This is a genomic window from Micromonospora sp. NPDC003197 (assembly GCF_053590565.1).
The window spans coordinates 186,472-206,815 of sequence record NZ_JBSFTE010000011.1; the positions used below are offsets into that span (position 1 = coordinate 186,472).

The following is a 20,344-nucleotide window of genomic DNA, read 5'->3' on the forward strand; positions in this document are numbered from 1 at the left end:
AGCCGCGCGGACAACACCCGCGGCCCGCGTGCGCCAAGGAGGACGAATGGCGTTATCGGATACCGCGCCGCGACAGGGAGGTTCCCCGGAACCCACCACCCCAGCGGCCGGCTCTGCCAAAGGCAAGCGATCGCGCATCATCGGCAAAGGCTGGGTACAGGCGGCCATCCTGGTCACCCTCGCCGGCTTCTTCGTCCTCGGATACCTGGCGATCCGCACCTACCAAGCGCAACCGCCGATCCCCGACCGGGTGGTCAACGCGGACGGAACGGTCCTGTTCACCGGCGAGGACATCAAGCAGGGACAGGAGGTGTTCCTGCGCAACGGCCTCATGCAGTACGGCTCGATCTACGGGCACGGTGCCTACCTGGGCCCCGACTTCACCGCGGACTACCTGCACCGTTCCGCTACCATCGTGCGGGACCAGTACGGCGGTGCCGAGGCCGGACACGCACGTACCGTCGACGACTACCGGATCAACCGGTACGACGAGGCCACCGGCACCCTGCAGTGGAGCGATGCTCAGACACTGGCGTTCCGGCAGTTGATCCCCCACTACGCCGAACTGCTCGGCGCACCCGAAGGCAAACAAGGGCTACGGCCCAACGCGATCACCGACCCCGACGAGATCCACGACCTGACCGCGTACTTCGGCTGGTCGGCGTGGACATCCGCCGCCGACCGACCCGGCGAGACCTACTCCTACACCAACAACTGGCCGGCCGAGCCGCTGGTGGAGAACGAACCAACCGGGCACACCGTGGTGTGGAGCGTACTGTCGTTGATCTTCCTGCTGGTCGGTGTCGGCGCGCTCTTCGCTGCCTTCGGCCGCTGGAACTTCCTCGGCTGGCACGGCCGTGACCAGCGGCAACTACGCTTCCACGCCCCTCGCGACGTGAGACTGACCCCGGGGCAGCGGGCCACCGCCTGGTTCTTCCTCATCATGTCCGGGCTGTTCCTGGCCCAGACCCTGCTCGGTTCAGCCACCCAGCACTACCGGGCGGACCTGGAATCGTTCTTCGGGTTTCCGCTCGACGAATGGCTGCCCTACAACCTGACCCGCACCTGGCACGTCCAGCTGTCGATCTTCTGGGTGGTCACCTCCTTCCTCGCGATCGCGATCTTCCTGGCACCGCTGATCAGCCGGGGTTGGGAGCCTCGCCGGCAGGCCCTGTTGACCCGGTTGCTACTCGGCGCACTCGTCGTGGTCGTCGTCGGCAGCCTGCTTGGCGAGTTCGCCGGCATGCGCGGTTGGCTGGGACCGCTGTGGAAGTACTTCGGTAACCAGGGCTGGGAGTACCTCGACCTCGGCCGCTTCTGGCAGGTGCTACTCACCCTCGGCATGGTCATCTGGGTGGCGATCCTGTTCCGCGGGCTGCGCAAGCGCCTGCGCACCGAGCACATGGCCAACATGCCGTGGCTGTTCTTCCTCGCCGCCCTCGCCCTGCCCGCGTTCTATGCCGTAGGGCTGCTGGCCGACACCGACTCCAGTTTCGTCACCGCCGACTTCTGGCGGTTCATCGTGGTGCACCTGTGGGTCGAGGACTTCATGGAGTTGTTCACCACGGCCACCGTCGCCTACCTGTTCGTGCTGCTCGGCGTAGTGCGTGAACGGGTCGCTCTCGCGGTGATCTACCTGGACATCGTCCTGTACGGCGCCGGTGGCGTCATCGGCACCATGCACCACCTGTACTTCTCGGGTGAGCCGGCCGAGCACCTTGCCCTCGGTTCCGTGTTCTCGGCCCTCGAGGTGGTGCCGCTGCTGTTCCTGACCGTCGAGGCGTGGGGCTTCCTGCAGCTCGGTGCCCGGCGGCACAGCCCGTCGAAGACCCCGTTCCCGCACCGCTGGGCGGTGATGTTCCTGGCCGCGGTCGGGTTCTGGAATTTCCTCGGTGCCGGTGTGTTCGGCTTCCTGATCAACCTGCCGATCGTCTCTTACTACGAGATGGGCACCGGTCTGACCGCCAACCACGCCCACGCCGCGATGATGGGCGTGTACGGCATGCTGGCCGTCGGCTTCGCCATGTTCGCGCTGCGCTACTTCATCCCCGAGGAACGCTGGTCGGACCGGCTGGCGGCGATCTCCTTCTGGTCGCTCAACCTGGGCCTGGCGTGGATGTCGTTCGCCACGCTGCTGCCCGCCGGGGCGCTGCAACTGTACGAGGTACTCGACGCCGGGTATGCCGACGCCCGCAGCCTCGGCTATCTGCAGGGCGGCACGAACGTGTTCCTGGAGTGGATGCGCCTGCCCGGTGACGTGGTGTTCATCGCCGGTGGGGTGCTGCCCCTGCTCTGGATGACCTGGCAGGGCGTCCGGTATCGGAGCAAGAAGACCCGCCCACCGGAGGAGCAGGAGCAGACGCTGCTGTTCACCGAGATCGTGCCCGACGACGAGGCCGATGGCGGCCAACTCGCGGGCGGTAACGACCCCGACGGTAACGACCCCGACGGCCGTGGCCCGGACCACGACGGTAGTCCGGACGACGGCTACCACCCCGACGGCGGCGGCACCGACGGCGCGGACCTGCTCGACAAGGCCCAACCCGCCGGACAGGCCGCGCCGTGAGCGGCGAGGCGGGCTTCGCCGCCGGGTACGCCCTGGTGCTGCTCGCCGTGGTGGGGGCGCTCGAGTTGTACGGACGGCAGTCGACCAGCGCGTGGTCGTCACGGATCTTCGCCGGCTACCGCCGGGCGGTGCCCGATGCGCCGGAGCCAGCCGAACGGGAGGACTGGCCTCACTCGGAGGTGGGTCGGTTCCATCGGGTGCTCTCGCTGTCGATCTCGGCGGTCGCGGTCGTGCTGCTGGCGGCCGAACTGTTCCGCCACCACCGACCGGTGGAGGTGGCTGTCCTGGTGGCGGTCGCGACTCCGCACTGCGTGCTGCTCGTGCGGATGGCGCGGCAGCTAGCCCGGGTCCCGGTGCCCCCACCCGACTGACCCACCCGGCTGACCTCGGCTTGGCTGACCTCGGCTCGGTTGAGCGGGCCGGTTGAGCGGGCCGGTCGAGTACGGGCCGAGGCCAGCCCGAAGGTGCCTGCTGTCCCCCCTCCAGCGGCACTCCAGGTGGGTGCCGGACGCCTGGGCGTCCGGCACCCACCAGAAATAATCGACGATAGTTTATACAATCGACACGGAGTAAAGTGCCCTGATGGACAGGTGGCAGTGGGGCGACCGACACGACAGGTCACCGCTCGGTGAGCGCCGCACACAGATCCTCGACCTGCTTCGGGCGGCACCGACACCACTGGGTGTTCAGGAGATCGCCGAAGGCACCGGGCTGCACCTCAACACGGCCCGGTTCCACCTGGACGGGCTCGTCGACGCCGGCTTGGCCGAACGGGAGACCGAAAGCCGCGACCAGCCCGGTCGGCCAAGGGTGGTCTATCAAGCCGTGTCGACCGACCCCGACCTCGGCACGGGCACGGGCACTCGCAGCTATCGGCTACTCGCCGAGATCCTCACCGGCGTCACGGCCCACGCCACACCCAATCCATCGATGGCCGCCTCCGAGGCCGGACGGACCTGGGGACGCTACCTGACCGAGCGACCCGCTCCGTTTCAACGGCTCACGAGGGACGAGGCCATCGGTCGGCTGACCGGGGTGCTCACCGACATTGGGTTCAACCCGGTGGTGGGTCCGGTCGGAACCCAGCCACAGATCCTGCTACGGCACTGCCCGTTCCGGGAGATCGCCGAACACAGCCGGGAGGTCGTCTGTGCCGTGCACCTCGGCCTGATGCAGGGTGTGCTGACCGAGCTTCGGGCACCGGTGACCGTCGACCGGCTCGACCCCTTCGTCGAGCCACGGTTGTGCCGAGCCAACCTGACCGACACCGATCCCGATCCCGCTGATGCCGGTCCGGCCGATGCGCGCCCGGATATCGGTGGCAGCAACCGCGGTCTCGCCAACGCCAACGGCCACAGCGACGGCGGCGGCGTCTGATCCCGCCGGTCGAGGACTCGAAAGTCCTCGACCGGCGGCCTAGCCACGGGGGCAGGGTCCGCTACGGCGTCAGACGATGCAGGTCGCGGGGAAAGGCGGTCACCTCGCGGACGTTCGCCGCACCGACGAGCCGAGCCACGAAACGTTCCAGCCCGATCGCGAAGCCGCCGTGCGGGGGCATCCCGTGTCGAAACACCTCGACATACGACGCGTACGGCTCGACCGGCTCGCCCCGGGCGGCCAGCGCCGCCAGGTAGTCGCCGTACCGGTGCAGCCGTTGCCCGCCGGTGACCAGCTCCACGCCGCGGAAGAGCAGGTCGAACCCGTTCGAGTACGCCGGCCGGTCCGGGTCGGGGTGGGTGTAGAACGGCCGTTTCGCCATCGGGTATCCGGTGACGAACAGAAAGTCGGAGCCGTGTTCGGACCGGGCCCACTCCCCCAGTGCCCGCTCGTGCGCTGGCGCCAGGTCGGGCTCGTCGGGTGACGCGCCGGCGATGGCCAACGCCTCGGTGAAGTGCACCGTCGGAATCCGGGCCGGTACGTCCGGCACCTCGACATCGAGCGTGGCCAGCGGCACCGCAGCCCGATCGGCCACTCCGGCGAGCATCCCGGCGAGCACGTCCCGCAGCACGCTCATCACGTCGCGGTGGTCGGTCACGAAACCGAGTTCCACGTCGAGTGAGGTGTACTGGGCCAGGTGCCGGGTGGTGTCGTGTGGCTCGGCCCGGAACACCGGGCCGACCTCGTAGACCCGTTCGTGCACGCCAACCATCAACTGCTTGTAGAACTGGGGCGACTGGGCCAGGTAGGCGGGCGTCCCGAAGTAGTCGATGGCGAAGACGTTCGCCCCGCTCTCGGTCGCCGAAGCAACGATCTTCGGGGTGTGGATCTCGACGAAGCCCAGCGCGTCCAGGGTGGATCGGAAGCCGGCCACGGCAGCCGCCGAGATGCGCAGCGCCGCGCTGCGGGTGGGATGTCGGAGTGCCACCGGCGCGTGGTCGAGTTGCGTCGGCAGGGTCGCGGTCAGCCCCGGCCGGTACAGGTCGAACGGCGGGGGCACGGCTACCTCACCGAGCAACCGTACGGTGGGCTCGATGACCTCGACCCCGGCCGGCGCGGCGGGATTGGCGGCTACCGTGCCGACCACCTCGACGACGGTCTCCTCGGTCAGTGTGGCGAGCCAGGTCCGGCTGTGCGGTTCGGTGACCACCACCTGGGCCAGCCCGCCGGCGTCCCGCAGGATCAGGAACGCCACCGACTTGAGCAGCCGGCGGCGGTGCACCCAGCCGGCGAGCGTCACCGTCTCGCCGACGTGGTCGGGCAGGGTCGCGGAAAGGATGCGTTGCATGGGGCGTACCTCCTCGTCGAATCGCAACGCGATCCCGGGAGGTGCGGGCGAGCGGGTCCTCGCGGTACCACCGCACCTTCGTGCCTGGCTGATGCCCGGCACCTCATTCGTCGCCCGATCACGGGGGCCGGCCGGCGGGGTCTACTGAACGCCGGGTGCTGGTTCCGCCCCACCCAACGCCGTTCTTCCCGCAGCTCAGGAGGGTCTTCACGGCCCGACCGGAGACCACCTTCCCAGCTGCCGGTGGCTCTCTGGACTCCGGTGGTCGGGACGCTAATCGGCTCCGTCGTCGCTGTTGCCGGCGAGGCTAGCAGCCTTCGGGGCGGCGGCGACAGGTAATTGGCGATACGACGTGAGCAGGCTCATAACCGGCTGCGCCAGGGGTGGCGGGGTGGCGCGACACCGTGATGGACTTCGATGATGATCGATGTCTTGTTGAGTATGACCCTGGACGCCCACACCCTCGCCCGGCAGGCCGCAGCACACCTCGCGGACGCCCCGCTGGCCGAGATCGGCGTCGGCCGCGCACCGGGTGGCCGCCCCGTCCTGACCGGTGCCGGCGCCGGGCTGGAGGTGTCGATCAGCCACTCGCACGGAGTCGCGGTCGTCGCCGTGACGACCGCCGGGCCCGTCGGCGTCGACGTCGAGCAGGTACGCGACCTGCCATCGGTCGAGTTGGCCGCCCGCTGGTTCGCGCCGCAGGAGGCGGCCTGGGTGGCCCGCCACCCGGACGACTTCCTCCTGCTCTGGACGCAGAAGGAGGCGACCGGCAAGGCGTACGGTCGCGGGCTGCGGGACGGCGGACTGCGCCGGCTCATGCCGTTGCCGCCCGCCGCCCGCCGCCACACGCCGCTCCCCCGGTCCGTAGCAGCCAACTGGCCCGGTCCGCTCCTCCAGCCTGTCGGCTCGCCGGAGATCGCGCTCACCTCGTGGTCGTACGGAGTGGTCAGCCGACCAGCGACGGAGGTGGTGATCTCGGTGGCAACGGTCGGTGCGGCGAAGACCATGCCGGTACGGGTCGACTTCCGCGACGTCAGCTGTAGCGCCGACGCACCGCCGGCCGTATCCGGGATTGGCCCGGCCACGACCAACCAGGTCAGTCGGGCAGCACCTTGACGTCCGGCCAGACCAGCGCCGCCGCACCCCAGGTGGCGCCCGCTCCAAAGGCGGGTGCCACCACCCGTTGCCCCACACCGAGCCGACCAGTCGTCACGCCGTAGTGCAACGCCAGGGGTATGGAGGCTGCCGCAGTATTCCCCACGGTGTGCAGGTGCACGATCGCCGCAGACTCCGGCAGGCCAAGGTGTTTGACCAACGACTGCAGGATCCGAACATTCGCCTGATGCCCGACCACCCGGTCAACCTCGGACAGTTGCCACCCCACCTCGTCCACGGTCTGGCGGGTCACTGTCTCCATGTGCGACACCGCCGCCACGAAGGTCGACCGCCCCTGCATCCGGATATGGGCTGGTTGGCTGTCGCCAGCCGCCCGCGCGCGGGCTCCGCCCCCGGCAACGGTGATCAGTTCGGCGAGTGAGCCGTCACTGTAGACGTTGACCGCCCGTAACGCGCCCGGCTCGTCGGAATGTCCGGCCCGGAGCACCACGGCACCCGCCCCGTCGCCGAAGATCGGACGGGTGCCCCGGTCTTCCGGATCCACCAAGGTGCTAAAGCTCTCGGCCCCCACCACCAGCACGGCCTCCGCCAGTCCGGACAGGATCAGCGCCCGCCCCGTCTGCAAGCCGTACAGGAAACCGGAGCAGACTGCGGAGAGGTCGAATGCGGGAATGGTGCCAAGCCCCAACCTGGTGGCCACCTCCGGCCCGGTGGCCGGACAGAGCCGGTCCGGAGTGGTGGTCGCGACCAACAGATAGTCGACGGCGGCTACTCCCGCGCTCTCCAGTGCCCGGCGGCCCGCCTCGACGGCCAGGTCGCTGGTGCACATTCCGGCGCTGATGATGTGACGCTGGCCAATTCCGGTACGGGTTCTGATCCACTCGTCGGAGGTGTCGAGTTCGGCGGCCAGCGTCTCGTTCGTGAGAGTGCCCGGCGGCACCCACGCACCGAGGCCGGATAGGACCGCAGCTCTACGCATGTCGTATCCCGTTCTGCTCGTCGCTTCAGAAGGTGAACTCCCGGCTGGCCTCGACGATCAGGTCGACGAGGCGTTCACACTCCTCGGTGGTGTGGCCGGCGGTGATCCCGATCCGGAGTCGTCCGGTGTTCTGCGGCACATGCGGGTAGACGAAGGTGGCGGTGAATATTCCCCGCTCCATCAACCAGTTGGCGACGGCCACCGTCTTGTCCTCGTCCCGGACCAGCACCGGAACGATGTGACTGCGGGTGTCCATCAGGTCCACGCCAGCGGCCCGCAACCCGGTAAGCACCAGTTGGACGTTGTCGTCGAGGCGACGACGCAGGTCGGCACCGGACTCCGCGAGCAGCCGCAGCGAGGCGAGCGTCGCACCGGCCGCCGCCGGGGCCGATCCGCGCGAACTCGTGTACGACGGGGCCATGTACCGCAGTTGACGTTCGAGTTCGGCGTTGGTCAACACGAAGCCACCGGTGCTGCCGAGCGCCTTGCTCATCGTCGCGACCACCGCGTCGACCCGATCCAGCACGCCGTAGTACTCGGCGACACCCAGTCCGTTCGGGCCGACCACGCCAAAGGAGTGCGCCTCGTCCACGACGATCCGCGCGTCGTACCGGTCGGCCAGGGCAGCGATCTGGTCCAGTGGCGCGAAGTCGCCGTCAGCGCTGTAGAGACCGTCGACGATGATGATGCGCCGACGTTTGTCGCCCGACCGTTGCAGCAGACTCTCGAGCTTGGCCATGTTGTTGTGTGGGAAGGTACGCACCTCGGCTCCGGAGAGCTGACTGCCCATGAAGATGGAGACGTGGTCGGTGCGGTCGTTGATGATGACGTCGTCCTTCGAGGCCATGGCGGTGATCACGGCCAGGTTCGCCGCCATGCCGGAGGGGAAGAGGATGGCGGAGTCCAGCGGTGACATCGCGCGGAGCGTGGCCTCGACGTCGTGGTGTAGCCGCGTGTGGCCGCAGAGCAGCTGTGCTCCGTACGTGTTGGTGCCGTATCGCCGGACAGCATCGATCGCGGCCTCCTTGAGCACCGGGCTCTGGGACAGACCGAGGTAGTCGCAGGAGCCGAACATGGTGAGCGCGGGGTACCGGTCGGTGGCGACGAGGTTGCCGTCATTGGCTTCGATCACGGGAAAGAACGGCGAGACGCCCGTCTGCTCCCACTCCTGGTACAGATCCTGTAGTGCAGTGGTCCTGGTGTCGGCGGTCATGGCCAAACCCTTTCGTTTCTGCCCGATCAGAGCTCGGCGGAGATGGCGCGTAGCAGGTCGGCGACGCTCGTTTCCCGGTCGATCTCGAAGGTCTCGACCAGGTCCAACTCGACACCCAACTGCCGCTCCAGGTTCATCAGGATCTCGGAGAAGGTCAGCGAGTCCATGTCGAGTTCGTTCAGCCTTCCGGTGCGGGTGACGTTCTGGTGGCCCGTCTCCTCTTCGATCTCCTTGATGAGGAGCTTTTCGAGGGTGTCGAGATCTGTCGGCAGCGTGGTCATGGGGTTCTCCCGGCTGAGATGTGGGCAGGGTGCATGGCGAGTGCGGCGCTGCACTCGTCAAAAAAAGGGGGGTCGGTCAGCGAATGGACCGGTCGAGGGGGCGGTTCTCTGCGGGGGCCTTCTTCGTGGTGCCCCCGATGAGCCCTTGGCTGACCATGATTCCCACGATGACGATCACCGCCCCGACGGGCTGGTTCCACGAGAGGCGTTCATCGAGCGCGATGATGCCCAGCGCGACCCCGACGAGGGGTGAGATGTAGGTGACGGTCGAGGCCGGAGTGGCGCCCCACCGCTCCACGATGAGGGTGTTCCAGATATAGGCGATGCCGCTGGCGAGGACCCCCAGGACCAACACGCTGAGCGCGATGCCGGTGTCGAGGCGCATCGGCGTGGCGATGAAGAACGGGGAGACGACCAGCATCATCGCGGCCGAGAGCGTCACTTGGACAGCGGCGACGGTCGGGGCGTCGCAGTCGTACTTGCCGGTGACGAAACGGCGCAGGTAGGTGAAGGCGAGCCCGTAGCTGGCCGTCCCAACGAGGCAGGCCAACTGGGCCAGGCCGGTACCGGACAGCTCGTTCAACTGTTGCAGCAGTTGCCAGGGCGCCAGCACGATCAGGATGCCGACGGCACCGACGAGGATGCCGGCGGATCGCAGCGGTCCCATCTTCTCGGCGGGCAGCACCGCGACACCGATGGCCATCGTCATCAGCGGGGTGGTCGCGTTGTAGATGCTGGAGAGGCCGGAGGGGATGTGCTGGGCCGCCCAGGCGAAGAGCAGCAGCGGCAACACACAGAGCAGGAAACCGACGATGGCGAGGTGCCGGACCAGGGTGAGGTCGCGGGGCCAGCGGCGTCGGGTCACCAGCAGAATGAGGTTGAGGGTGAGGGCTCCGAGGACGAGTCGGGCGAGCACCAGCTGCTGCGGCGTGAGGCCGTTGACGGCGATCTTTATGGAAAAGAAGCTCGATCCCCAGGTCAGGGAGAGTGCCACGTAGGCGGCGAGCACACCAAGACCTGAGCGGGATCCGAGTCCCCGCCCGACAGCTTTGAACATTGTTTCCCCCGCGAAGCTAGCTCTTACTGTAAGTACCCAGGTTTCTACCGTTGGTCATTGACCGGCTTCAACGTTCGCGGAAGAATCAGCCCGGCCGCAAATTAGATCGACTCATGGAGCCATGAGCGATCCTTATCGTCGACGACCCGGGGCTGAAGGGGGATCGGTGTCCGGATGCCGCTGCCTGCCGATCGGGCCGGACTCGTACGCCGAGACCGGTGATACGCCCCGGACGGTGAGGGGGAGACATGCCGGAAAGACCGTCGTCGAGCGGGCGGGCCAACGATGCCCTGAAGATTACGGTGGCGCAGCTCAGGGCCTTCGTCGCTACCGTCGACTGCCGAGGATTCGGCCGCGCGGCGACCGTGCTGCGGACCACCCAGCCTGCTGTCTCACACGCGGTGACTGGCATGGAACGCCTCCTCGGCGCTCCGGTACTCCGCCGCCACCCCGACGTGATACCAACCCTGTTGGGGCACCGGCTACTGCCACACGCGCGGACCATCCTGGCCGGACTGGACGCGATGGCGGTCGTGGCTCAGAACCATGTCGACCGTGACACCGAGGTTGTCCGGCTGGCCGCGCCCGCAACCGCCTGCCACACACTCGTCCCGGGCTGGATCGCCAACTGGCGCGAGTACCTACCGGAGATCACGGTAAAGATTTTCGAGGCGGACGACAGCGAGATGACTCCCTGGCTGGAGGAGGACATCGTGGACGCCGCAGTGTTGATCAACCCTGACCCGTGGCCGGACGGGGGTGTGGTGGTGATGCGGGACGCCTACGAGACCGTGGTCCACAAGGACCATCCGTACGCGGGTGAGCCCGCCATCTCCATCCACGACCTGCTCGACGACCCGGTGGTCGTCTCGACCGGGGGATGCTACGGCGACGTGATGCGGATCTGCCGGGAGGCGGACCGCAACTTCCGGCCCGCCCATCGGGTACGCGAGTTGGGCACGCTGCTCGGTATGGTCGCTGATCACGTCGGTGTGACGATCATGCCCTCCCTGGGCAGGTCGTTACTTACCCCCAACCTCACCATGGTGCCGCTCGACCCGGTGGTACGCCGGACGCTGGTCTTCACCGGCCCGACGGGGCGACCGTGGAACCCGGTCGTGACCGTACTGCGAGATCACCTCGCTCGGCAGCCAACATCGAACTGACACACATCAGGTCCGACGCCGGCCAACTGGCGAAAACGGAGTCCCACCGCGATGCCCACCCCTCGAGCACGGCAGGACGTGAGCGGTGTCACGGCCGACCGCGCCGTGAGTCGTATCGCCTGCAGTTCATCGACCAGCGGCGTCCGGCGTACGCTCGGCATCGTGACGATTGCTCCCGAGGGTCGACGACTGCTGCGGATCGAGGCGCGCAACGCCGAGACACCGATCGAGCGCAAACCGCCGTGGATCAAGGTCAAGGCCAAGATGGGGCCCGAGTTCACCCAGCTGCGCGGGCTGGTGTCCCGGGAGGGCCTACACACGGTCTGCCAGGAGGCTGGCTGCCCCAACATCTACGAATGCTGGGAGGACCGCGAGGCGACCTTCCTCATCGGCGGTGACCAGTGCACCCGGCGGTGCGACTTCTGCCAGATCGACACCGGCAAGCCGGCCGAGTTCGACGCTGACGAGCCGCGCCGGGTCGGCGAGTCGGTCGCCACCATGGGCCTGCGGTACGCCACCGTCACCGGCGTCGCCCGCGACGATCTGCCGGATGGCGGTGCCTGGCTCTACGCCGAGACGGTACGCCAGATCCACGCGCTCCAGCCGGGCTGTGGGGTGGAGCTGCTGATCCCCGACTTCAACGGTGACCCGGCGCAGTTGGCCGAGGTGTTCGCCGCCCGGCCGGAGGTGCTGGCCCACAACGTGGAGACCGTGCCCCGCATCTTCAAGCGGATCCGCCCCGCGTTCCGTTACGAGCGCTCGCTCGACGTGATCACCCAGGCCCGCGCGGCCGGGCTGGTCACCAAGTCCAACCTGATCCTCGGTATGGGTGAGGAGCGCAGCGAGATCTCGCAGGCACTGCGTGACCTGCACGACGCCGGCTGCGAGCTGATCACCATCACGCAGTACCTGCGCCCCACTCCTCGGCACCACCCGGTGGAGCGCTGGGCCAAGCCGGAGGAGTTCGTGGAGCTGCGCGAGGAGGCCGAGCAGATCGGTTTCGCTGGTGTGATGAGCGGGCCGTTGGTGCGTTCGTCGTACCGGGCGGGTCGGCTCTACCAGCAGGCGATCGACGCCCGCGACGCGGCGACGGTGGCGACTCCCCGGTAGGTCGCCACCTGTCATCCACTCATCTCCTCGAGGCCATCACCGACGTCGACACCGAGCACTGGCAACGGCCGGCACTGGCAACGGCGAATCGCCCATCAGGGTGAAAGCCGTGCTAAATTCCGGCCGTCCGACGTTGGCGGCGCGCCGGACGGTTGCCAGCATTACCTCGAAGGTGATGAATTAAAGCATGACGACATCCCCTCATACGGTGGTCATCGGCGCCGGACCGGCTGGCCTGACTGCGGCGTACGCGCTCACCAAGCGCAACGCCACTGTCCAGGTCTTCGAGGCCGACGACGTGGTCGGGGGGATCAGCCGTACGGTCGAGCGGGACGGGTGGCGGTTCGACATCGGCGGCCACCGCTTCTTCACGAAGGTCCCGCAGGTCGAGGCGTTGTGGCACGAGATCCTGCCGGACGAGGATTTCCTGCTCCGCCCCCGGATGAGCCGAATCCACTACCGCGAAAAGCTGTTCGACTACCCGCTGAAGGCCAGCAACGCACTGGGCAACCTGGGGATCGTCGAGGCGGTCCGCTGCGTCGGCTCCTACCTGTGGGCGCAGGTCCGGCCACCGAAGGACCAGAGCCACTTCGAGGGCTGGGTCACCGCCCGATTCGGCAAGCGGCTCTATTCGATCTTCTTCAAGACATACACCGAGAAGTTGTGGGGCATCCCGGCCACCGAGTTGCAGGCCGCCTGGGCGGCCCAGCGGATCAAGAACCTTTCGCTGTTCAACGCAGTCGTCAACGCGCTGATGCCGAAGCGCAACCAGAAGGACATCACCAGCCTGATCGAGGAGTTCCAGTACCCGAAGTTCGGGCCGGGAATGATGTGGGAACGCTGCGCGGAGCACATCGACAAGGCCGGTGGCGTGGTCACCATGAACACCTGGGCCAAGACCCTCCACCGGTCCGACGGCCGGGTGGTGGCGGTGACCGTGGCGGCTGCCGAAGGTGAACGCCGGGTCGAAACCGATCACGTCGTGTCGACCATGCCGCTGTCGCAACTCGTCCAGGCCATGGATCCGCCTGCCCCGGAGCCGGTCCGGACCGCAGCCGACCAGTTGCGCTACCGGGACTTCCTCACCGTGGCCCTGGTCGTCCCCCAGGCGGCCGGGTTCCCCGACAACTGGATCTACGTACACACCCCCGGCGTGAAGGTCGGGCGGATCCAGAACTTCGGTTCCTGGTCGCCGTACCTGGTGCAGGACGGATACACCTGCCTCGGGCTGGAGTTCTTCGTCAACGAGGGTGACCACCTGTGGGAGTCCACCGACGAGGACCTGATCGCCCTCGCCACCCGGGAGTTGGAGCAGCTCAAGCTGGTCACGCCGGGCTCGGTCAGCGCCGGCTACGTGGTACGCATGCCCAAGGCGTACCCGGTCTACGACGAGGGCTACGAGGAGTCCGTCGACACCATCCGGCGCTGGCTGGCCGAGGCGGTGCCGAACGTGCACCCGGTCGGGCGCAACGGCATGCACCGGTACAACAACCAGGACCACTCGATGCTCACCGCCATGCTCTCCGTGGAGAACATCCTCGACGGGACCAGCCACGACGTGTGGCAGGTCAACGTCGAGGAGGAGTACCACGAGGAAAAGCGCCCAGCCCAGCAGGGCGGTGGCGGTGGCGGTGGCGGTGGCGGTGGCGGTGGCGGTGGCGGTGGCGAGCACGGTACCGGCCGGGCCGCCCCGATCCTGCCGAAGAAGGTCACCCGGGCGGGTCGATCAGACCAAGGCGGTGCGCGACCGCTGCCGCCTCGACCCGGTTGGTGACGTCCAGCTTGGCGATGATCCGGGAGACGTGGACGCTGGCCGTCTTCGGCGAGATGAAGAGTTGCTCGGCGATCCGGCTGTTGCTGTGCCCCTCGGCGACCAGACGCAACACCTCCCTTTCCCGATCGGTGAGCAGGTCCGGCCCGTCCCGCCCGGTGCCGGTCAGGCCGACCCGCCGGGCCAGGGTCGCCGTCTGCTCCCGAAGCAGGGCCGCGCCCAGGTTGTCGGCGATCCCGGTCGCCTCCCCGATCGAGGTGGCGACCGTGGCCCGGTCTCCAGCTGCGGCGGCGGCCTGGGCCAACCCGAGCAACGCCCGCCCCAGCGGGTACGGCTGCCCGTCCGCCCGCCACGCCTCGACCGCAGCCTGCCAGGCGGCCACCGCCTCGGAGTCCCCGGCCAGACCGGCGGTCACCTCGGCAGCGTAGGCCCGCTCGGCCGGGTGACGGGCCGACCCGACGCTGGCCGCCGTACGAAGCTGGTCGAGCAGCGGTCCGTCCGCCCCGGCGACCGCGACCCGGGTGGCGGCGGCCAGCACCGGCCACCGGTAGCGGGGATAGTCACTGTCGGCGGCTGCCCGGAGCGCCTCGTGCGCGGCGACCAGCCCGGCCGACAGATCTCCGCTGGCGTACGCCGCGTCGATCCGCAACTCGTGCAGCATCAGTCGTTGGGCCGCGTCGAGGTAACGACGACCAAGGAAGGCCAGCGACCGGGTAACCAGGTCGTCGGCACCGGGATTGCCCCGGGCCAGCCACAGTCGGGCCCGTACCTGCAACCAGTGCAGACCCAGCGCGCCGGGCGGGTCGAGCCGGGCGGCCTGGGCGCACATCTCCTCCGCCTCGTCCCAACGACCGAGTGCCACCAGCGCCTCGGCCTGGTTGGAGAAGAGGAACGCACCGGTGGAACGGCTGACGCCGACCTGCCGGGCACAGTCCACTCCCCGTTCGGCAGCCTTCGCCGACTCCGCGTACCGGCCCAGTTCGAAGAGCGCATCCGAGCTGTTGACCAGTACGGCCACCAGCCCCGGCTGGTCCCTGATCGTCCGGGCCAGGTCCTCGGCCCGGGCGAGCGCGGCCAACCGGGCCTCGTCAGCCAGGTGCCAGCACTTGATCTGCAGCTTGGCCAGTTCCGCGAAGAACAACGACGCCGGATCGTCGAGCGCCCGCGCTGCTGCCATCACCTCTTCGGCGATCAGCGGTGCTTCCGCCGCATCGACCTTGGCCAGTTGGATGGCTATCTCGGCAAGTAGCCGTACCCGTTCCGGATCGTCGTCCAGTTCCGCGATCAGGTGGTAGGCGGCCCGTGTTTCATGAGTCCCGTCGTCGGTGCCGAGCAGGCGCAGCAACCGGCCGCGTCGCTCCAACAACCAGGCTGCCCGCAGCGGTTCGGCCGCCCGGTCCACCTCAGCCAGCGCCGCCCGGGTCAGGGTCAACGCCCGGCCATGGTCACCGGCCGTCCACGTCGCCCACAGGGTCTCCTCCAACAGGTCGAGATGCTTCATGCCGAGCCGCTCGGCGGCATCCGGCACCTGCTCCCACAACTCCAGCACCCGTTCCAGCAGTCGACTCTGCTCCGCGTACGCGTATCGGGCAGCGGCTGCCTCGGCCGCCGCCACAGCGGCGGTCAGCGCCCGGGGATGGTCGTGTGCGGCGTACCAGTGGTGTGCGATCTCGGCCGGTGCGCGCCCGACGGCGACCAGCTGCGGATCGTTCTCGATGGCGATCGCGTAGCGGGCGTGCAGTCGGCCGTGCTCGCCGGGGAGTAGTTCGTCGTGTACGGCCTCACGCACCAGCGCGTGCCGGAACTCGTATCCGCCGTCCGGGTCGGCGACGATCAGTTGCGCACCTACCGCCGCCCGCAGCGCGCCCTCCAACTCCGCCTCGGACTCCCCGGCGACGGTGGCGAGCAGGTCGTGACTGATCCAGGTGCCCCCGACGGCGGCAGTCCGCAGCACCCGCTGCGCCGACTCGGGCAGCCGGTCGACCCGGGCCAGCAGCAGGTCACGCAGAGCGCCGGGCAGATCCGCGGAGCCAGCCGGGTCACCGGCGGCGACGAGTTCCTCGATGAAGAACGGGTTGCCCTGGGCCCGATCGTGAATGTTGTCAATCGCCTGCATCATCGGTTCCCCACCGAGCAGGTCGGTGAGGATCGCGGCGGTGCCGTCCCGGTCCAGCCGAACCAGGTCGACTCGCTCGACACCGCGGACCCGGTCGAGTTCGGCGAGGAACGGGCGCAGTGGGTGCCCTCGGTGCAGTTCGTCCGAACGGTAGGTGCAGACCAGCATGACTCGCGCGGAGCGGGCGACCCGAATCAGGAAGGAAATCAGATCATGGGTCGACCGGTCGGCCCAGTGCAGATCCTCGACCACCAGCACCAGCGGCGCTGCGGCGGCCAGCCGGGTGAACAGTTCGCCGACCAGCTCGAACAGGTAGCCCTGGTGCGGGTCCAGGCCGGTCGGAAGGCCGGTGGACCCGCCCGGACCGGCTAAACTCCGCCCCGGCGTCCGAGCCAACTCGGGCAGCAGTCGGGCGAACTCCTGCTCGTAGCCGCCGAACACCTCGGCACCGTCGCGGCGGAGCACGGTACGCAGCGCGGCGGCAAACGGCGCGAACGGCAGCCCCTGTTCACCGAGTGCCAGGCACTGACCGATCAGCAGCCGGCCACCGTCGGCGACCACGAGCCGGCCGAACTCCTCGATCAGCCGGCTCTTGCCCACCCCGGCCTCACCGCCCACCAGCACCGCTGCCGGCTCACCACCGCGTACCCGATGGAACGTGTCACGTAGGGCGGTGAGTTCGGCCTGGCGGCCAACGAGAACGGTACTGGTGGCGCGATAGGTCACGGCGTCGAGAATGCCACGCCAGCCCTGGGTGTCGCGGTGGCCGGCCCCCGCAGTCGGCGGCGAGGCCCGCACGACCGTCACCGGACGGTACGACCGGCCGCGCGTTGCCGTAGTCCGGTCCAGAACCTCAACCGTCCGTGTCCTGGTCTGCCGGCCAGGGAGCGGGCGAGCCGGTCGACGTCGGCCTCGGCCCGTAGCGCCTCGGCACGGGTCCGGTGGAGTTGGAGAACGAAGTGTGCGTCTGTGGTGCCCGACATGGCTTCCTCCTGGGAAGTGGGGATTTCTCTGCTGAGAAGTGGCGGTTTCTCTGCTGAGCACCACTTTTCGCGGGAAGGCCCCCAAGCCGCATGGGGCTGCCGCCTGATCATTGGCCGGAGCGGCCTCCTTACCTGGCCGCCGGAGGACGGCTTACGCCCCTAAGGTCCTTACCCCGGGGTCGCCTCCCGGTGCGCGACGCCACCCCTCGACGCGGGTGCCGAAGATTCTTCGCACCGGAGTGCCGGACGCGAATCAGCCGGATCCGAGCGGGCCACTACACTCCGAGCATGGCAAAACCCCAGGAGAAGGTGTCGTTCGGCCAACGGCTGAAGCAGATCGGGATGGTTTTCTCGTTCACCGCGAAACGCGACAAGTGGTTCGTACCGCTGGCCGCCGCCGCGGTGCTGATCCCGCTCGCGCTCGCCGTGGTGGCGGTCATGTTCTGGGGTTGGTTCTGGCTGCCGATCGGCATCCTGGTCGCACTGCTCGCCCTGCTGATCGTGCTGAACCTGCGCTCGAACACGGCGATGATGAGCGCCGCCGAGGGACAGCCGGGTGCCGCCGCATCAATCATGGAAAGCATGCGGGGCGACTGGCGGGTGACCCCGGCCATCAGCTCGACCACCCAGATGGACATGGTGCACCTGGTCATCGGACGCCCCGGCGTGATCCTCCTCGCCGAAGGCAACCCGCATCGGGTGCGCGGACTGCTCGGCCAGGAGAAGCGACGGCTGGCCAAGGTGATCGGCAGCGCTCCGATCTTCGACTACATGATCGGGCAGGGCGAAAACGAGCTACCGATCCGCAAACTGCGGATGACGCTGATGAAGCTCCCCCGCAACCTCAGTGGTAAGGACGTCAACGCCCTCGACAAGCGCTTGAAGGCGCTCTCCGCCCGGCCGCAGATGCCCAAGGGCGCGATCCCCAAGAACATGCGCCCGCCGGGCTTCCGGGGCGCCGGCCGCCAGCGCTGAGGTGTTAGGAAGGGCCCCTTCTTATCGCTCGGGCTCTAGCGGTCCTCGCAACACCCAGACCTTTGGGGGTTGCGAGGACCGTGTCCGTTCCCGTTGAGCTGAAAGCGAAGTTCTTCGAGGTTTTCGACCGTGTCGGTAGCGTGGCCGCTGCTGCGCGTGAGGCCGGGGTCAACCGGAACACCGCCTACGGGTGGGTTCGTCGGGCAGATCGCTGTTTGATGCCCGCCTCGCGGCGTCACCCCCGCCGGGATGAGTACGAGTCCCTGCGCCGCCAGGGGGTCGCCCGACGTCGTGCCGCCGAACAGGTCGGGGTCAACGAACGCACCGCCAAGGACTGGGACTGGGGAGTACGCAAGACACGCAACTCGCGGACGTACCCGGATGGGCGTCGGGTGGACTACAACACCGGGGTGAGTACTCAGGTGTCGCCGTCGGTGACGGCGTTGGACAAGGAACTGCACTCACGGTTTTTGTCCTTGGCGGAGCGGGAGACGATCGCGGACATGCGCCGTGTCGGCGAGTCGCTCAACGCGATCGGGCGTGCGCTCGGGCGGCCTGCCTCAACCATCAAACGTGAGATCGACAACCACACCGGTGAGGACGGTGTCTACCGCCCTTACGCCGCGCACCGGGCCTGGGCTGCGTCCCGGCCCCGCCCCAAGAACCGCAAGCTCCTGCAAGATGGTCCGCTGCGCGACTTCGTGGCCGACAGGCTACGCAAACGCTGGTCACCGCAGCAGATCTGCAACGCTCTGGTCCGGGAGTACCCCGAGGACCAGGAGATGAAGGTGAGCCCGGAGACGATCTACCAGGCGTTGTACGTCCAAGCCCGCGGCGCGCTCAAGCGCGAGGTCTCCGCCGCGCTGCGTACCGGCCGTACCCGACGCAAACCACATCGCCGCCCTGACCAGCGCACCTCACGGTTCGTCGATGACATGGTCATGATCAGCGAACGGCCAGCCGAGATCGAAGACCGTGCCGTGCCCGGCCACTGGGAAGGCGACCTGATCATGGGGGCGGGTAATGCCTCCGCCATCGTCACGCTGGTCGAGCGTTCCACCCGGTACGTCATGCTCGGACACCTGCCCGGCGGACACACCGCCGAGAAAGTCCGCGATGTGCTCGTGGACCTCATCACCGTCCTACCAGCCCACCTACGCGGATCGCTGACCTGGGACCAGGGAACGGAAATGGCCGCCCACAAACAGTTCACAGTCGCCACCGGGGTGCCCGTCTACTTCTGCGACCCGCACTCACCCTGGCAACGCGGATCGAACGAGAACACCAACGGCCTGCTACGCCAGTACTTCCCCAAAAGTACCGACCTGTCCGTCTACGGACCCGAAGATCTTGAACACGTCGCCCAAGAACTCAACGGCCGCCCACGCAAAACGCTCGGCTGGGACAACCCAGCCGAGCGTCTGCATGATCTAGTAACAGTCACATAAGCCATCAAGTGTTGCGACGACCCCTAGAAACCGCCTCGCATTTTGCATAGGAAGGGGCCCTTCCTAACACCCAGACCGCACGCGGCACCCAGGCTGCGGGCGCAGAGCAAAACGGGCTCCCGACCGGATTCCGTCCGGCCGGGAGCCCGCTGCGATTGAGCCCGTTGCGATTCAGTTGTTCCTGCTGTCAGCTGTTGTTCCAGTGCTCGGCGACCAGGTCAGCAGCCTGGGTCTCCCACTGCGCATAGTGGAACGGATACGCCGACACCTGAACCTTCTGCGCCGCCTGCGTCAACGGCATCTTCTCCCAACCGTCGACCTGCTTCAAACCCTTCAGGAACGCCATCGTCGAGTACTCAGGATCAGTGATCTGCTCCACCGAACCCCAACCCGAAGACGGACGCTGCTGGAACAGACCCTGCGAGTCATGATCGTTACGGTCACCCAGATGACCCAGGTTCTCCAACTTCGACTCCTGCAGGCTCGTCGCGATGGCTACCACAGCAGCCCGCTCGTCCATACCAGCCTTCTTCGTAGCCGCGATGATCGCCTTCACATTGCTGGTCTGCTCGGCGTTCAGCGGAATCCGCGACTGCTCACCCTGCGTGCCGTGCGGGATCAGCTTGTCCTTGGCCGGCTTGTCAGCCTGCACCACACCAACCGACGTAACCGGAGCGGCAACCGCCGGATCGGCCAACGCCGGACCAGCGAACACACCACCAGTGAAAGCAAGACCAGCAGCAGCAAGCACACTCTTACGCAGAATCGTATTCATGACCAAAGCTCCAATACCGGGGGAAAGGAACGCCTCCCGGGGGTACAGGAGACGCCAGGCAGC

General features: G+C 67.9%; 18 protein-coding genes. 10 read left to right on the top strand and 8 right to left on the bottom strand.

All coding sequences use genetic code 11. The annotated features are described in order from the left end of the window. Positions 1-46: 46 nt before the first annotated feature. The 3 genes from ACWDV4_RS15060 to ACWDV4_RS15070 all read left to right on the top strand — a co-directional run bounded on the left by ACWDV4_RS15060 (position 47) and on the right by ACWDV4_RS15070 (position 3,943). Positions 47-2,566 carry a nitric-oxide reductase large subunit gene (locus tag ACWDV4_RS15060; protein ID WP_449978635.1) on the top strand — a complete coding sequence of 840 codons (2,520 nt, stop codon included), beginning with the start codon at positions 47-49 and terminating at the stop codon, positions 2,564-2,566. After that, positions 2,563-2,937: a hypothetical protein gene (locus tag ACWDV4_RS15065; protein ID WP_449978637.1), complete on the top strand. Its 375-nt coding sequence runs from the start codon at positions 2,563-2,565 to the stop codon at positions 2,935-2,937. Before ACWDV4_RS15060 ends, ACWDV4_RS15065 begins: the two co-directional genes overlap by 4 nt. A gap of 211 nt (positions 2,938-3,148) precedes the next feature. Next, positions 3,149-3,943: a helix-turn-helix transcriptional regulator gene (locus ACWDV4_RS15070; RefSeq protein WP_449978639.1), complete on the top strand. Its 795-nt coding sequence runs from the start codon at positions 3,149-3,151 to the stop codon at positions 3,941-3,943. A gap of 61 nt (positions 3,944-4,004) precedes the next feature. Here ACWDV4_RS15070 and aspS read toward each other — a convergent pair whose 3' ends face one another. After that, on the bottom strand, positions 4,005-5,291 hold the full coding sequence (gene aspS, locus ACWDV4_RS15075; protein WP_449978641.1) for an aspartate--tRNA(Asn) ligase: 1,287 nt from the start codon (positions 5,289-5,291) through the stop codon (positions 4,005-4,007). Here aspS and ACWDV4_RS15080 point away from each other — a divergent pair. After that, complete coding sequence (locus tag ACWDV4_RS15080; RefSeq protein WP_449978643.1) at positions 5,290-5,439, top strand: hypothetical protein; 150 nt, start codon at positions 5,290-5,292, stop codon at positions 5,437-5,439. The genes aspS and ACWDV4_RS15080 overlap by 2 nt on opposite strands. Before the next feature lie 293 nt (positions 5,440-5,732). After that, positions 5,733-6,407, top strand: coding sequence for a 4'-phosphopantetheinyl transferase family protein (locus tag ACWDV4_RS15085; protein WP_449978717.1), 675 nt, complete (start codon positions 5,733-5,735; stop codon positions 6,405-6,407). On the opposite strand, the gene ACWDV4_RS15090 is transcribed toward ACWDV4_RS15085, so the two are convergent. The 4 genes from ACWDV4_RS15090 to ACWDV4_RS15105 form a co-directional block, all read right to left on the bottom strand. Next, on the bottom strand, positions 6,388-7,386 hold the full coding sequence (locus ACWDV4_RS15090; protein ID WP_449978645.1) for a beta-ketoacyl-ACP synthase 3: 999 nt from the start codon (positions 7,384-7,386) through the stop codon (positions 6,388-6,390). The two genes, ACWDV4_RS15085 and ACWDV4_RS15090, sit on opposite strands and share 20 nt — an antisense overlap. 25 nt (positions 7,387-7,411) lie before the next feature. Continuing rightward, entirely contained in the window at positions 7,412-8,599 is a 1,188-nt protein-coding gene (locus ACWDV4_RS15095) for an aminotransferase class I/II-fold pyridoxal phosphate-dependent enzyme (RefSeq protein ID WP_449978648.1), read from the bottom strand. Positions 8,600-8,625: 26 nt separating this feature from the next. Continuing rightward, the gene (locus ACWDV4_RS15100; protein WP_449978650.1) at positions 8,626-8,880 is read right to left on the bottom strand and encodes a phosphopantetheine-binding protein; all 255 of its coding nucleotides are present in this window, start codon (positions 8,878-8,880) and stop codon (positions 8,626-8,628) included. A gap of 76 nt (positions 8,881-8,956) precedes the next feature. Further along, positions 8,957-9,937, bottom strand: a complete 981-nt coding sequence (locus tag ACWDV4_RS15105; protein ID WP_449978653.1) for a DMT family transporter — start codon at positions 9,935-9,937, stop codon at positions 8,957-8,959. A gap of 248 nt (positions 9,938-10,185) precedes the next feature. On the opposite strand from ACWDV4_RS15105, the gene ACWDV4_RS15110 reads away from it, so the two are divergent. The 3 genes from ACWDV4_RS15110 (at position 10,186) to ACWDV4_RS15120 (ending at position 13,987) form a co-directional block, all read left to right on the top strand. Then, positions 10,186-11,103 (top strand): LysR family transcriptional regulator, encoded by a 918-nt coding sequence (locus ACWDV4_RS15110; RefSeq protein WP_449978655.1) that lies wholly within the window; start codon positions 10,186-10,188, stop codon positions 11,101-11,103. Positions 11,104-11,265: 162 nt separating this feature from the next. Next, positions 11,266-12,213 (top strand): lipoyl synthase, encoded by a 948-nt coding sequence (gene lipA, locus ACWDV4_RS15115; RefSeq protein WP_449978658.1) that lies wholly within the window; start codon positions 11,266-11,268, stop codon positions 12,211-12,213. Positions 12,214-12,400: 187 nt separating this feature from the next. Then, on the top strand, positions 12,401-13,987 hold the full coding sequence (locus tag ACWDV4_RS15120) for an NAD(P)/FAD-dependent oxidoreductase (protein WP_449978660.1): 1,587 nt from the start codon (positions 12,401-12,403) through the stop codon (positions 13,985-13,987). Here the strand turns inward: ACWDV4_RS15120 and ACWDV4_RS15125 are convergent. Both ACWDV4_RS15125 and ACWDV4_RS15130 read right to left on the bottom strand, forming a co-directional pair. Next, positions 13,923-16,907, bottom strand: a complete 2,985-nt coding sequence (locus tag ACWDV4_RS15125; protein ID WP_449978663.1) for a helix-turn-helix transcriptional regulator — start codon at positions 16,905-16,907, stop codon at positions 13,923-13,925. The two genes, ACWDV4_RS15120 and ACWDV4_RS15125, sit on opposite strands and share 65 nt — an antisense overlap. Further along, positions 16,904-17,083 carry a hypothetical protein gene (locus ACWDV4_RS15130; RefSeq protein WP_449978666.1) on the bottom strand — a complete coding sequence of 60 codons (180 nt, stop codon included), beginning with the start codon at positions 17,081-17,083 and terminating at the stop codon, positions 16,904-16,906. The genes ACWDV4_RS15125 and ACWDV4_RS15130 overlap by 4 nt, the downstream gene beginning before the upstream one ends. 288 nt (positions 17,084-17,371) lie before the next feature. On the opposite strand from ACWDV4_RS15130, the gene ACWDV4_RS15135 reads away from it, so the two are divergent. Both ACWDV4_RS15135 and ACWDV4_RS15140 read left to right on the top strand, forming a co-directional pair. Continuing rightward, the gene (locus ACWDV4_RS15135; RefSeq protein WP_449978669.1) at positions 17,372-18,058 is read left to right on the top strand and encodes a DUF4191 domain-containing protein; all 687 of its coding nucleotides are present in this window, start codon (positions 17,372-17,374) and stop codon (positions 18,056-18,058) included. A 218-nt stretch (positions 18,059-18,276) separates the two neighbouring features. Continuing rightward, positions 18,277-19,506 carry an IS30 family transposase gene (locus tag ACWDV4_RS15140; RefSeq protein ID WP_449978670.1) on the top strand — a complete coding sequence of 410 codons (1,230 nt, stop codon included), beginning with the start codon at positions 18,277-18,279 and terminating at the stop codon, positions 19,504-19,506. 187 nt (positions 19,507-19,693) lie between these two features. Here ACWDV4_RS15140 and ACWDV4_RS15145 read toward each other — a convergent pair whose 3' ends face one another. Further along, the gene (locus ACWDV4_RS15145; RefSeq protein ID WP_449978672.1) at positions 19,694-20,281 is read right to left on the bottom strand and encodes a hypothetical protein; all 588 of its coding nucleotides are present in this window, start codon (positions 20,279-20,281) and stop codon (positions 19,694-19,696) included. Positions 20,282-20,344: the final 63 nt, after the last annotated feature.